This is a genomic window from Veillonella sp. CHU740 (genome assembly GCF_003992055.1).
Classification (GTDB): Bacteria; Bacillota; Negativicutes; order Veillonellales; family Veillonellaceae; genus F0422.
In genome coordinates this window covers 1-14,404 of record NZ_RQVD01000011.1, presented here as the reverse complement: position 1 = coordinate 14,404, position 14,404 = coordinate 1, and the positions used below count along the sequence as shown (strand labels likewise).

The window sequence follows — 14,404 nt, the reverse complement described above, 5'->3', positions numbered from 1 at the left end:
CATGGATAGAAAAACAGTTAAACTAGTGGCTGGTTTACTATGCGGTTCTCTTATGATGGCTACACCGTATTGGTATCATGCAGAAGACGAAGACTTAACGAATCAATTGTCAAATATTCAACAACAGATGACAGATGAAGCGAATAAAAAGTCGGAAGCAGAAAAAACCATTGGTACCGTATATGAACAGTTACATGCTATACAAATTGAATTAGATACAGCCACAGCTGAATTAAAGCAAGTTCAAGCTGACCGTATTAAATTGGACCAAGAGATCACAAAAACGGAAGCAGAATTAAAAGCGGCGCAAGATAAACTTCAAGCTCGAGAAAAAGTATTCTATAAACGAGTGCGTGATATTTATATTAATGGTCGACTTAGTTATCTAGATGTGGTGATTGGTTCTAAAGACTTTAGTGATTTTGCAAATCGTATGGAGATGTTAAAACGCATTCTTCATTCCGATACAGAATTAATTAATACAATTAAGGTAGAGCGAGAAGAAATTGCTAGTAAAAAAGCAAAGCTTGAAGAAGATCGTGCCAAAGTATTGGAACTTGAAAAAGTAAAACAAGAAAAAGAAGATCTTATTAATAAGAAAAAAGCAGAACGTCAAGCTGTATTAGAAAAAGCTATGAATGACCGTGACACAGCTGAACGGGCGTATAATGAATTAATGGCTTCCTCTGCAAGTATTACAGCGATGTTACAACAACGTGCGGCAGAACGTGCAGCAGCGGCAAATGCAGCTGGTAGTTCTGGCGGTGGTGGCGGCTCATCAGAAGCTACTACATGGGTACAAGGTACTGGTCAATTGGCTGCACCAGTTAATGCTCCAATTACCTCTGATTTTGGTTGGCGTATTCATCCAATCTATGGTACAAGTCGTTTACATGCGGGTACTGACTTCGGTGTTGACGAAGGTACACCAGTACATGCCGCTGATGGTGGTGTTGTAGCTGAAGCAGGTTGGATCAGTGGGTATGGGTACACCGTTATCATTGACCATGGTAATGGTATGTCTACCTTATATGCTCATAATAGTGAAGTCGCAGTCAGTGCGGGTCAAACTGTTTCTAAAGGTCAAGTAGTATCCTACTCGGGTAATACAGGTGGATCTACTGGTCCGCATCTTCATTTTGAAGTGCGTATCAATGGTGAGCCTCATGATCCAATGGGATACTTATAGAGGATACTATGACAGAACAAGATAAAAAATCATCTTGGAACGATGTAAATGAATATACGGGGGCACCTATGCCTCCGTATCCTCATACTAATGAGGGAATGGGACTAGCAAACAAGGTATCACAATGGAGTAAGGTAAAGCTTATTGCACTTGGTGTTGTTATAGCAATTGCGTCTTCACTCATGGTTCTAACAGCTTTTTTCTGGTATATTTCAGGATCTCCCTTAGGATTTGCAAAATTTTCCTATACATACTTTTTAACTACACGAATGGCTATGGATGAGCCACCTAAGGAAGAACTCTTTTTAGGCATGTTAAAAGGGTTAGTAAAAGGTACGAATGATAAGCATACCTCCTATTTGGATCAAGAAGAAATGAAAGAATTGGAGATGCATACTTCTTCTACCTATAGTGGAATTGGTCTACTTCTAGATGTATCGGAAGAGAACAAGCTCAAAGTTGGGGCTACGATGGAAGGCCAACCAGCGGAGGCTGCTGGGTTGCAAAAGGGTGATGAAATCATTGCCATCGACGGAGTGCCAGTCTCAGAGATTAAACGAGAAGAGGCAGCAACGCATATTCGAGGTGAGGCTGGTACATTTGTGGTGCTTCGTATTGTACGTGACGGTGAAACTCAAGATGTTAAGATTGAGCGAAAAACGATTGTTATGCCTACTGTTAAAAGTCGTATGGTAGAACCAGGTGTTGGGTATATTCGCATATCTCAGTTTGCAGAAAAAACAGTAGGAGAGTTTCAAACTGCCTACGAAGAGTTACTTTCACAAGGAATGGAACGGTTAATTCTTGATCTCAGAGATAACCCAGGTGGTTTATTAACAACGGCACAAGGGATCGGTCAATATGTGGTTCCTAAGGGGCCAATTGTGACAGTAAAAACACGACATAGTACGCAAAAAATGTATATGTCTGATGGAGAGCACAAGCAGTTACCGTTAGTTGTGCTGATTAATGGCAATTCTGCGAGCGCTTCTGAAATTATTGCTGGTGCTGTACAAGATACCAAATCAGGTACTATTGTTGGTACTAAGAGTTATGGAAAAGGTACAGTACAAAGTGTTATACAAGGTTTAAATGGAGAAGGTTTAAAGATTACTATTGCTCGCTATCACACACCAAATGATAGAGTGATTGATGGTATTGGTATTGAACCAGACGAATTAGTAGAGCCGTCCAAAGTAAATCCAAAACAAGATGTGCAATTGGATCGAGCTTTAGAAATTGTAAAAACTCTATGATATAGCGGCTTCGGCCGCTCTATCTATAGGGCTAGAGGATAAAAATATGTTTATAGATCGTGCCCGTATATTAGTGAAAGCGGGAGATGGCGGTAACGGTATGAGTAGTTTCCGTCGAGAAAAATATGTACCACAAGGGGGACCGAATGGTGGCGATGGCGGCAAAGGTGCTGACATCATTTTAAAAGCTGACAGAAATATCAATACACTTGTTGATTTTAGATATAAACGTCAATTCAAAGGCGATACTGGTGGTGCTGGACAAAGTGCCAACAAGCATGGCCGTGGCGCTGAAAATTTAATTGTCTCTGTTCCTTTGGGAACAACGGTAACAGATGAAGAATCTGGTAAATTAATGGCGGACTTAGTGGAAGATGGACAAACCTACATGGTTGCCAAAGGTGGTCGAGGTGGCCGTGGTAACGCTCGGTTCCAAAACAGTGCCAATCGTGTACCAACTTTTGCTGAAAAAGGAGAGCCAGGTGAAGAACGTTGGTTAAACCTTGAATTAAAAGTGTTAGCTGATGTGGGATTATTGGGGTACCCAAGCGTGGGTAAATCTTCTATCATCCGCAAAGTGTCTTCTGCAAAACCAGAAGTGGCTGCGTACCACTTTACTACCTTAACTCCAGTATTAGGGGTCGTATCTGTAGCACCAGGTAAAAGCTTCGTTATGGCAGATATTCCAGGCTTGATTGAAGGGGCTAGTGAAGGCATTGGCTTAGGACATTCCTTCTTGCGCCATGTAGAACGTAGTAATATTCTGCTACACGTGTTGGATGTATCTGGATTAGAAGGTCGTGACCCTATCGAAGATTTCCATAAAATTAACGAAGAATTAGCCAAATATAGCGAAAAATTAAGTAAGAAAAAACAATTAATTGTATTGAACAAAACGGACTTGTTACAAGATGAAGAAACATTGCCAAGAGTGACAAAATACTTCGCTGATCAAGACTACGAAGTATTTGCGGTGAATGCATTGACTGGAGAAGGCTTGCCTGCATTAGTAGAACGTGCGTGGTACTATGTGGAAAATTATGTACCAGAGCCAGAAGTAGTGGATGACACTGTATACTATGAAGCAAAACCTGATACAGACTTTGTCATCACTCGAGGTGACGATGCATCCTACATTATTAGTGGCTCCCGTATTGAAAAATTGGTGGCTATGACAAATCTTGATGATGAGCAAGCTCTACGAAGATTCCAAAAAATTTGGCGATACATGGATTTAGATGCGGAATTGAAAAAACGTGGCATCCAAGATGGTGATGAAGTAGTCATCGGTGAACAGCGATTTACATTCCATGATTAGGAGATAGAATGACAGGAAAACAAAAACGATATTTGCGTGCTTTGGCCAGCACTATGCCAGCAGTGGTTATGATTGGTAAAGGAGGATTGGAAAATCCAGTTATCGACAGTGCAAGAGCAGCCATTACAAAGCGTGAATTAATTAAAGTGAAAGTATTAAATAACTGCTTAGAAGACCCAAAAGAAATTTTACCAGACTTAGCAGATATGTTAGGCGCAGAATTAGTACAAATTATTGGACATAATGGTGTGTTGTACAAAAAAGCAAAAGATCCAAAAATTGAGTTGCCAAGATAATCTATTTAGATGAGGTGAAGCGATGAGAGAAGAGCTACGACAGGCGAAGCGTGTGATTGTCAAAGTAGGGACAAGTTCACTAACGCATGCAAATGGACGAATTAATATTGATAAAATGGAAGTATTAGTCCGCCAAATTTGTAATTTAGCCAATGCAGGGAAAGAAATGATTTTAGTTTCTTCTGGGGCTACTGCCGCCGGTCTTCCCTCATTGGGATTTACATCTAGGCCTGATGATATTGCCTTGAAACAAGCAGCTGCTTCTGTGGGACAAGGGATTTTACTACATATGTATGAAAAACTATTTGCTGAGTATGGACATACAGTAGGACAAATTTTGGTAACACGGGAAGATACGGTGAAACGCAGTCATTATCTAAATTTAAGGAATACATTGACGGCCCTTATTGGGTTAGGTGTAATTCCTATTATTAATGAAAATGATGTGGTGGCTATTGATGAATTTAAAATTGGTGATAATGATACATTATCTGCTAACATTGCCAGCATTATTGATGCAGATGCATTAATTATTTTATCTGATATCGAAGGGCTATATACGGCTAATCCATCTACGGATCCAAATGCTACATTAATCCACGAAGTAGAGGCATTAACACCCTATATTTATGAAATTTCAGGTGGTGCTGGGTCCTCTTTAGGTACAGGTGGTATGTATACGAAGATACAAGCTGCTCATATTGCGACAAATTCTGGTGTTCATATGGTGATTGCCTCTGGGGATCATTCAGATAGCATTAAAGCCATTATGAATGGAGAAGAACGAGGCACGCACTTCTGGCCTCATCGTGATGTACCACAAATTAAAAAGCGGTGGATGGCATTTGGCACACGTTTGCAAGGTACCATTCATGTAGATAAGGGATGCCGCGATGCATTACTCACTAATGGATCTAGCGTGTTGCCAGTAGGTATTCTATCTTGTGAAGGACAATTTGAAGAAGGGGATACGATTTCGATTGTTCACGATAGGGAAGAAATTGCTCGTGGTATTGTAAATTTTAATCTTTCTGATTTATTAAAGATTAAAGGACGTAAATCACAGGATATCCCTACTATATTAGGCGTTCGTGATACCTATCATGTAGTGGTACATCGAGATAACTTAGTTGTCTTACGACAGGAGTAAATTATGAATCCATATACTGCATATTTTGAAAGTTTAGGCAAAGCAGCACGGTCGGCTTCTATGGCAGGACAAGTGTTAAGTTCAGAAGATAAAAATTGTATCTTAGAACAAATTGCTTGTGATTTAGAAACGGCAATCCCAACTATTTTGGAAGCGAATACTATGGATTGTTCTCAAGCTAAAGAGAATGGAGTTCCATCTGTGATGATGGATCGTCTTCGTTTGACGAAGGAACGCATCGAAGGAATTTGTGAAGGAGTTCGTCAGGTAGCTACCTTACGAGATCCAATTGGTACTGTGTTAGAAACTCGAACTTTAGACAATGGATTGCGTATAGAAAAGCGCCAAATCCCTATTGGTGTCATTGGCATGATTTATGAAGCACGCCCCAATGTGACAGTGGATGCAGCTGCCTTAGCTATAAAGACAGGCAATGCCATCATTCTTCGTGGTGGTAAAGAAGCATACCACACAAGTGAAGCGATGGTAGGCATTATGCAAGGTTCCTTAGAACGCTGTGGGGCGCCTAAAGAGCTGGTTCAATTAGTGTCTATTCTTGAGCGAGAAGCTGTAGGTGAATTCTTAGCACAACGTAAATGGATTGATGTAATGATTCCACGTGGTGGAGCAGGATTGATTCAATTTGTAGTGAACAACAGCAAAATTCCTGTTATAGAAACAGGTAGTGGTGTTGTTCATGGCTATGTAGATGCTTCTGCTGATGAATCAATGGCTCTAAAAGTGCTAGAAAATGCAAAATTATCAAGACCATCTGTATGTAATGCGATGGAAACAATTCTATTACATGAAGCGAGATTCCAAGATTTAGGACCTAAGATTGTATCTATGTTAGAAGAAAAAGGCGTTACCATATATGGAGATACAAAAGTGCAAAGTTTGTCTTCGCGAGTGAAGACAGCCACAGAAGATAACTGGTCTACAGAATATAATGACTATATTGTGAACTTCAAAGTAGTATCTTCCATTGATGATGCTATTGCTCATATTAATACATTTGGTACAAAACACTCTGAAATGATTATTACAGAAAAACCAATAGAGGCAGAGAGATTTATGAACTTAGTGGATGCTTCTACAGTCTATGTGAATGCATCTACTCGATTTACAGATGGATTCGAATTTGGCTTAGGAGCTGAAATTGGCATTAGTACACAAAAACTGCATGCTCGTGGACCAATGGGGTTAGATGCCTTAACAAGCTATAAATATTTTGTCTATGGCTATGGGCAGGTACGATGAAACTAGTGCATATAAAAGCATACTTTCAGTATATGAAATCGCCTAAAGGGGCTTATGAATGGAAGTACTATGGCCTTGTATTAGCTATAATTTTCATGGTATCTCTAGTGTGTGTAGGGGCGTGGTTACATGGTAGATAAGAAAAAGAGAATCGGCATTTTGGGGGGCACCTTTAATCCTATTCATTTAGGACATTTGATGATTGCAGAAATGGCGTTAGAAGCATTTGGTTTAAATAGAGTTATTTTTGTGCCAGCAAAAGAACCTCCGCATAAAGAGACTGATGTAATTGATGCAAAGCATCGATTGGACATGGTACAAGTAGCAGTATTGGATAATCCTAATTTTGTGGTATCTGATGTGGAGATGAAACGTGACGGTAAGTCCTATACTATTGATACACTGCGTTATTTTCGTGAGGTATATGGAGAGAATACGGAATTTTTCTTTATTGCTGGTACTGATACAATACAGAGCTTACCCTCTTGGAAATATATTGAAGACCTATTGGATATATGCGAGTTTATTGGTGCTATTCGGCCTGGTGCTACTGATGATATAGGTGAGACTATTGAATGGTTTGGTCAACGGGGCAGTCGAATTCATATCTTAGAAGTACCTGAAATGAAATTATCGGCTACAGATCTTCGCTATCGTTTGCGACATGGATTATCCACAAGATATATGCTACCACGATTGGTATATCAATATATTAAGGAGCATAAGATGTATGGTGTATAAATTTGGCTCTCTGTAGTATATGCCCTAGTGGTAGTTAATAGTGGTACATATGTATTTAGATCATGAAGTTAATGCAAAGCTTTAGGTAAATAGAAAGGTATAGATTTGTGATACAAACTATAACAATAGAAAAAGCAACAGAACATGTAAAAGGAAAATTGTCACCTAAACGTTTTACACATACATTAGGTGTAGTGGAAATGGCGAAAAAGTTAGCAAGAACGTATCATGTCGATGAAACACAAGCGCACATGGCTGCATTATTACATGATGTGATGAAAGAATCACCATTACAGGAGATGCAAGACATGGTGAAAGAGGGGCATATAGAAGTAGACCAGGAGATGTTGAACAATGGAGCACTCTTACATGGTCCAGCAGGAGCTGCCTATGCAAAGTTACGTCTTCAGATCGTGGATGTAGATATTTGTGAAGCCATTCGTGTACATACATTAGGTAGCACGTCTATGAGCATCTTAGATAAGATTATATTTTTAGCTGACTACATTGAGCCTAACCGTAATTTTCCTGGTGTAGACGAATTGAGACAGTTGGCATTTATAGATTTAAATCGAGCAGTTATATCAGCCTATGATGGGACAATTCGACACTTGCTAGATCTTGGTCTTACTATACATTTAGATACAATTCGAGGTAGAAATAGTGTACTACTAGAAAGGTCGGAATTATAAATGAAAGAACAAAGACGACGCAAGGTGCGACCAAAGCGCAAATCAATGCGTTGGGGGCGTATACTTACTGCTCTAGTAGTAGCAATCGCTTTGGTAGGAGCGCTAATCATCGGTATACGAAGTCTACTAGGAGTTGCTAGTTCAACAGATACAAGTAATAATGAAATACAAAATTTACCGGCTGTTAATGCTACGGCCTCTGTAGATTTGAACTCAATTAAAACTTCCTATATGCTTATTGTTGGTGTAGACTCCAGTCAACCGCAACAAGCAGATGCTATCTACTTGGTAGCTTTTAATATGGATGCAAAGACAATGCAGATTATTGGGATTCCTAGTAATAGCAAAATTATAAACCGTCATAATGATGAACCTCAACAGATTAACACTATGTATACGCAGGGAGGATTAGAGTTAACAAAAGCAGTGGTAGAGGATATGTTTCATATCACGATTCCCTACTATGCAGTAGTAGATCGTAATAGCTTTCATTCGATGCTAGATATATTTGGGACGCCTAGCTTGTATGTAGAAAAATCTATGGTTCATCGTGATGATACAACGGGGCAAATTGACATCAATATTCACCAAGGATATCAAGATTTGACCAGTGAAACAGCCTATGGTTATATGCGCTATTTAGATGATGGTACTAATACCTTAACTAGAACAATGCATCAGGAACGATTGCTAAAGGCTATTTTTGAGCGAGAAAGAAATCATGTTAGTCTAGGAACAGCTTTCCGTGTGTGGCGACAATGGAGCCATATGAGTACTAACGTAAGCACTTGGGATGGGATTCGATTGTTAACTAAAGTAGTAGATTTCCCAAAAGAAAAAGTTCGTTGGTATATTCTGCCAGGATCACCGGAGACTATTAAAGGGGTTGACTATTGGAATGTAGATCCTATCGAGTTACAACAATTGGTAGGAATCACAGTAGGAGATATCCCTATTGATGGAGAGGTGACACCTGTTATAGGAGAGTCACCGAAACATGATGATAAGAATGTACATGATGATAAAAATGCACAAGATGATATACAACGGAAAAATGAAGATGGTGTGACTACAGAGCCAGGAAGTCCCACAAGTAGATAAGGAGTTAGAATGAAAAAGAAGCAAGAAATTTTAGAGGTAGTAAAAGTTTTAGCCCAAGCAGGATACGATAAAAAAGGTGAAGATATTTCCATTATGGATATGGAAGGACTAACCATGCTAGGAGATTACTTTTTAGTGGTATCTGCCAATAATATCAAACATTCCCAAAGTGTAGCAGATGCTATTGAAGATGCAGGAGCAGAACAGGGCATGACTGTATTACATCGCGAAGGTTATCGTGAGGGAGATTGGATTCTTCTTGATTTTGGGGATATCATCTGCCATGTATTTTCAGGAGAATATCGTCACTTCTATGGATTAGAAGAATTATGGAAGGATGCACCGAGAGAATCCTTTGAAGGAGTCTAATATGGCAACAAGCTTATCAGAAAATACAATTGCAACCTTAAAAGTACTTCGACAAAGTGAGCAAGGATCTTTTTTAGATGGACAAACGGGAAATACGAATGATGATATTCTATTGCATAAAGATCAACAAACTAGTGAAGTAGTAATAGGTGAGGAAGTTACAGTATTTCTATATAAAGATCCAAAGGGCCGCTTAACTGCGAGTATGCGTTTGCCAGCTATGAAAGAAGGACAAATTGGATATGTAGAGGTCATTAATACAACAAACTTTGGTTGCTTCGTAGAAGTGGGAACAGAACGTGGGATTTTTATGCCCCATGCAGAAATGCGTGGCCGGCCACAAAATGGTGAACGAGTTTGGGTACGACTATATAGTGATAAATCGGGACGTTTAGCTGTGTCTATGGATGTGGATGACGCAATGCGCCGAGCTTCTAAACCGGCTACAGAGGCGAAAATTGGTAATTCCGTGAAAGGTGCCATTTATAATATGACATCAGAAGGGGCATTTTTAATTACACCAGAACGTTGGATTGCTTTTATGCATCGTAGTGAAATGACAAGAAGTTTGAAGGTGGGCGAAATGGTCGAAGGCCGAATTACTTTTAAACGTGACGATGGACGTATCAATATTTCAATGCGCCCTGTCAAAGAAGAGGCGTTGGCTACGGATGGAGCCTACATCATGACCTATTTAGGTGGCCGACATGGTCGTATGCCGTATGGTGATACTACGTCAGCTCCGATTATTAAAGATAAATTTAACATCAGTAAGGCTGCTTTTAAACGGGCTCTAGGACATCTGATGAAAGCTGGATTGATTGTGCAAGAAGATGGTTGGACTGTATTGACTGATAAAGGAAAAGCCATCGTAGCAGAGGCAGAGCATGTTACATCTGATGCAGCTGAATAAGGAGGCTACATGATGAAAATTGTAGTAGTAGGAGCTGGTAAAGTAGGATATTCCCTCGCACAGCGTTTAGTACAAGATGAACATGATGTATACTTGATTGAAAAAAGCCCAGAGCGTATTAAAAATCTGGAAAATAATCTCGATGTGAATCTAGTGCAAGGAAATGGTAGTAGCATCTCTTTGTTGCAAGAAATCGGTGTTGAAGATATTGGGATGTTAATTGCAGTCACTGATTCAGATGAAGTCAACATATTAGCTTGTATGATAGGAAAAGCAGCGGGGATTCCTAAAACGATTGCTCGCGTACGGGATAATGAATATGAAAGTAATATCAATGCATCTATTAGAGAAAGACTTGGTATCGACTTATTTATCAATCCTGAAATGGTAACGGCCCGTGAGATTTATAAAATCTTAAAGACACCGGCAGCTCTTGATGTGGAAGATTTTGCCAGCGGTGCTGTGCGATTAGCAGAATTTAAAATCAGAAATAATCTAGATATTACAGGTATTCCCTTGTATTCTTTAACATTGCCTTCCAACGTTCTTGTTGTAGGTATCATGCGTGGTGGAGAAATGATTATTCCTCATGGTAAAAGTACGTTAGAATATAGAGATAACGTGTTTTTTCTTGGTGCTAAGGACAGCATTGGAGAAGTGGAGGAATGGTTACATGAAACGAGCCGACCAACACAACGAGTGGTTATTATTGGAGCAGGTCTGATTGGTCGAAACTTGACACTTCTGTTAGAAAAAGATGGCTATGATGTGAAGGTTATTGACAAAAATTTAGATCGTTGTGAGCAATTAGCAGCGCAAGTCGATCGATCCATTGTCATTCATGGTGACGGTACAGATATTGACTTATTGGAAGCAGAAGAAATCAGCGATAATGATGTGATTATTTGTTTGACAGATGATGATAAATTAAACCTCTTGGTAGCGTTGTTGGCGAAGCATTTAGGTGTTCCTAAAGCCTTTGTACGCGTAGGAAGATTAGAATATATTACCTTGATGGAACAAGTTGGTATTGATGTAGCGTTTTCACCTCGCCTATTAACATCTGGTCAAATTCTAAGGTTGATTCGGGAAGGGGAAAATTTAATTAATATATCTACCTTTGAAGGTTCTAAGGCAGAGGCTGTGGAGATTGAAATTACTGCGACTTCCTCTTTGATGAATCAGTATTTGAAAGATTTAAAGTTCCCTGGAAAGTCTTTGGTAGGAGCAGTAGTACGAGGCAATCATACCATCGTACCTAAAGGGGATACCCTGCTACTGGAAGGGGATCATATAGTTATCTTTACATTACCAGAACATGTAAATGCTTTACTTTCCTATGTAAGTGATTAAGGAATTAGGAAGAAGAAAGGAGACTGACTATGCGCATTCAAACTATTATGCGTGTTGTAGGCCAAGTTTTATTTGTTTTAGCTGCATTCATCTTAATTCCTTTTTTCTTTGGTCTTTTAGATGAAAGGGTTCCATATTATTCTTTCCCTGTCACTTCTTTGATGACTGGAGTATTAGGTTTACTATTATATCGATTTGGTACGAAATCGAATACCTATAGTTTGCGCGATGGATTTTTAGTAGTTAGTTCCACATGGATATTAGCATCAATTTTTGCGGCCTTGCCATACTATTTGAGTGGTATCTTTGATAGTTATATTGAAGCTTTATTTGAATCAGTGTCAGGTATTACCACTACCGGTGGAACTATGATTGATGATGTAAGTGCATTGCCAAGAGCGTTTATTCTTTGGCGCGGACTTACTAATTGGATCGGTGGTATGGGGATGATTGTATTAGTTCTCTCCTTCCTTCGTAACTTAGGAACTGGGATGGCATCATTAGTTGAGGCAGAAGCATCTGTTCCACGACCAGGCATTGTACTACCTAGAATACGTTCTGTAGCAGGAAACTTATTGCGTATTTATCTCGTTTTTACTACTGTATGCACCCTATTGTTATGGGTGGCAGGAGTAGGTATATTCGAAGCTATTAATTTAACTTTCTCCACGGTTGCTACTGGTGGATTTGCGCCTATGACTGGAAGTCTTTTTAGGTATGCAGACTCCTATGCGGTCTCTATTATACTTACGGTATTTATGATACTGGCAGGTGGTAATTTTGCGGTGTATCAATCTGTATGGCAACGTGGTATTAAAGAGATTTGGCACGATTATGAATATCGCATATATTTGATAACTTTAAGTATTGGTTCTACATTGGTGCTAATTTCTTTGGCAGTAGATGAAGGTCGTATAGTGGGAACACATTTTTCTGATGCGATCTTTACGCTTGTTTCCATGCAGACAGGGACGGGCTTTTCCATTGTGGACTATAACTTATGGCCAAGTTTAGGTCAGATGGTTTTATTTATGGGTATGTTTTTTGGTGGTTGTAGTGGTTCTACGGCTGGTGGCTTGAAAATCATTCGTATTATTATTTTAGCGAAAAGTAGTGTTTCTTATCTACGAAAGGCGATTCACCCTGATATGGTTCAAATGGTACGACTTGATGGATATGTATTGCCTAATAAATGGCTACAGATTACTCAACAATTTTTCTTCTTATATATGCTTGTATTTGGTATTTCTTGCGTTATTATAGCAGCAACAGGTGTATCGGTGGGAGATACATTACCATTAGTAGCAGGTAGTTTAGGAAATGTAGGCCTTGCATTTGGTACATATGGACCTACAGAAACACTTACTATACTTTCTCCAGTGGCAAAATTAGTTTGCATTGTTGATATGTTGCTGGGTAGGCTGGAGCTATTTACTTTGCTAGTATTGTTACATCCAGGATTTTGGAGAGGGTATTTTGCCAAGACTGGGAAAGGATATCAACGATTCGATGGACATCGTAAGAACGCCACAAGGACTGTATAAAACAAATTGCTATATTATAAAAGATAAAGGGCAAGCATTGATTATTGATCCTGGCTTTCATGGAGCGCATATTATGAAAGAAGTAGGAGATACAGAACTGGTAGGAATTATCATAACGCATGGACATGCGGACCATATTTGTGCTGTCGATGCGATTGTAAAGGTCTACGATATTCCTGTATATATGCATCCAAAGGATGATGAACTGTTGCGTGTAAAGAGACGTATGCCTTCAGCTTATAAGGAACGATTTGTGGCACCGTATCTGCCCCTACGTGAAGGGAATTTATCAGTAGGTCCTTTTGACCTTATGATTTGGGAAACTCCTGGGCATAGTGCAGGCAGTGTTTGCATTGCCTATAAGAAGGCCTTATTTACGGGAGATACACTGTTTAATGGGACTATAGGAAGAGTGAAAACATTCAATGGCAATGCAGAGGATATGCAGAGGACATTAAAGAAGTTGGTAGAGTTAGATAGTTCGTATACTATATACCCAGGTCATGGCTCGAGTTCGACCTTGGATATAGAATGTCAAACAAATCCATTTTTAGCGAATGTATAGAAATAAATGGTCTCACAAGTACTTGTTTTCTTCCATATTTTTAAAACTTTATAAAAAGTATGGAAAAATTATAAAAAAGTATTGACGAGATATTGGAAATAGGGTATACTAACAAAGTAGTCAATTGGCCCCGTGGTGTAGCGGTTAACATGTCGCCCTGTCACGGCGAAGATCGTCGGTTCAAATCCGATCGGGGTCGCCACTACTTGCCTCGGTAGCTCAGTCGGTAGAGCAACGGACTGAAAATCCGTGTGTCGGCAGTTCGATTCTGCCCTGAGGCACCATTTGCGGAAATAGCTCAGCGGTAGAGCACCGCCTTGCCAAGGCGGGGGTCGCGAGTTCGAATCTCGTTTTCCGCTCCACTTTTTTGGCGGCATAGCCAAGCGGTAAGGCAGAGGTCTGCAAAACCTTTATTCCCCAGTTCGATTCTGGGTGCCGCCTCCACAAAATTCCACCCATGCCGGGGTGGCGGAACAGGCAGACGCAACGGACTTAAAATCCGTCGGTTAGAAATAACCGTACCGGTTCGATTCCGGTCCTCGGCACCACTTAGACCAACTTCGGTTGGTCTATTTTTTTTGGCTCTTTGTCAAATGTGGGGGCTGCTCATATAAGAAGTTCTTAGCGCTAGCTATCTAAATAGCTAGCGCTATTCTT

14 protein-coding genes and 5 tRNA genes are annotated in these 14,404 nt (G+C 39.8%); all 19 read left to right on the top strand.

Annotated features, from left to right (window positions below):
- Position 1: 1 nt before the first annotated feature.
- The 19 genes from EO115_RS06665 to EO115_RS06575 all read left to right on the top strand — a co-directional run bounded on the left by EO115_RS06665 (position 2) and on the right by EO115_RS06575 (position 14,295).
- Positions 2-1,189: a murein hydrolase activator EnvC gene (locus tag EO115_RS06665; protein ID WP_126938175.1), complete on the top strand. Its 1,188-nt coding sequence runs from the start codon at positions 2-4 to the stop codon at positions 1,187-1,189.
- Between the two features lie 8 nt (positions 1,190-1,197).
- On the top strand, positions 1,198-2,445 hold the full coding sequence (locus EO115_RS06660) for a S41 family peptidase (protein WP_240628988.1): 1,248 nt from the start codon (positions 1,198-1,200) through the stop codon (positions 2,443-2,445).
- Positions 2,446-2,491: 46 nt separating this feature from the next.
- Entirely contained in the window at positions 2,492-3,763 is a 1,272-nt protein-coding gene (obgE, locus tag EO115_RS06655) for a GTPase ObgE (RefSeq protein ID WP_126938174.1), read from the top strand.
- An 8-nt stretch (positions 3,764-3,771) separates the two neighbouring features.
- Positions 3,772-4,059: a ribosome assembly RNA-binding protein YhbY gene (yhbY, locus tag EO115_RS06650; protein ID WP_126938173.1), complete on the top strand. Its 288-nt coding sequence runs from the start codon at positions 3,772-3,774 to the stop codon at positions 4,057-4,059.
- A 22-nt stretch (positions 4,060-4,081) separates the two neighbouring features.
- Positions 4,082-5,209: a glutamate 5-kinase gene (gene proB / locus EO115_RS06645; protein ID WP_126938172.1), complete on the top strand. Its 1,128-nt coding sequence runs from the start codon at positions 4,082-4,084 to the stop codon at positions 5,207-5,209.
- Between the two features lie 3 nt (positions 5,210-5,212).
- Positions 5,213-6,469, top strand: coding sequence for a glutamate-5-semialdehyde dehydrogenase (locus EO115_RS06640; RefSeq protein WP_126938171.1), 1,257 nt, complete (start codon positions 5,213-5,215; stop codon positions 6,467-6,469).
- A gap of 129 nt (positions 6,470-6,598) precedes the next feature.
- On the top strand, positions 6,599-7,210 hold the full coding sequence (gene nadD, locus EO115_RS06635) for a nicotinate-nucleotide adenylyltransferase (RefSeq protein WP_126938170.1): 612 nt from the start codon (positions 6,599-6,601) through the stop codon (positions 7,208-7,210).
- A gap of 107 nt (positions 7,211-7,317) precedes the next feature.
- Positions 7,318-7,902 (top strand): bis(5'-nucleosyl)-tetraphosphatase (symmetrical) YqeK, encoded by a 585-nt coding sequence (gene yqeK / locus EO115_RS06630; RefSeq protein WP_240628985.1) that lies wholly within the window; start codon positions 7,318-7,320, stop codon positions 7,900-7,902.
- Entirely contained in the window at positions 7,903-9,003 is a 1,101-nt protein-coding gene (locus tag EO115_RS06625; protein WP_126938169.1) for an LCP family protein, read from the top strand.
- A gap of 9 nt (positions 9,004-9,012) precedes the next feature.
- Entirely contained in the window at positions 9,013-9,372 is a 360-nt protein-coding gene (gene rsfS, locus EO115_RS06620; RefSeq protein ID WP_126938168.1) for a ribosome silencing factor, read from the top strand.
- A 1-nt stretch (position 9,373) separates the two neighbouring features.
- Entirely contained in the window at positions 9,374-10,285 is a 912-nt protein-coding gene (locus tag EO115_RS06615; RefSeq protein ID WP_126938167.1) for a S1 RNA-binding domain-containing protein, read from the top strand.
- 9 nt (positions 10,286-10,294) lie between these two features.
- Positions 10,295-11,638: a Trk system potassium transporter TrkA gene (gene trkA / locus EO115_RS06610; RefSeq protein WP_240628983.1), complete on the top strand. Its 1,344-nt coding sequence runs from the start codon at positions 10,295-10,297 to the stop codon at positions 11,636-11,638.
- Positions 11,639-11,667: 29 nt separating this feature from the next.
- Positions 11,668-13,182 carry a TrkH family potassium uptake protein gene (locus EO115_RS06605; protein ID WP_126938166.1) on the top strand — a complete coding sequence of 505 codons (1,515 nt, stop codon included), beginning with the start codon at positions 11,668-11,670 and terminating at the stop codon, positions 13,180-13,182.
- Positions 13,148-13,747 carry an MBL fold metallo-hydrolase gene (locus EO115_RS06600; protein ID WP_126938165.1) on the top strand — a complete coding sequence of 200 codons (600 nt, stop codon included), beginning with the start codon at positions 13,148-13,150 and terminating at the stop codon, positions 13,745-13,747. The genes EO115_RS06605 and EO115_RS06600 overlap by 35 nt, the downstream gene beginning before the upstream one ends.
- Before the next feature lie 126 nt (positions 13,748-13,873).
- A tRNA-Asp gene (locus EO115_RS06595) sits at positions 13,874-13,949 on the top strand.
- 6 nt (positions 13,950-13,955) lie between these two features.
- A tRNA-Phe gene (locus EO115_RS06590) sits at positions 13,956-14,031 on the top strand.
- A 3-nt stretch (positions 14,032-14,034) separates the two neighbouring features.
- Positions 14,035-14,109 (top strand) — tRNA-Gly (locus EO115_RS06585).
- Positions 14,110-14,116: 7 nt separating this feature from the next.
- Positions 14,117-14,191: transfer RNA gene (locus EO115_RS06580), tRNA-Cys, on the top strand.
- 15 nt (positions 14,192-14,206) lie between these two features.
- Positions 14,207-14,295, top strand: a tRNA-Leu gene (locus EO115_RS06575).
- Positions 14,296-14,404 lie beyond the last annotated feature (109 nt).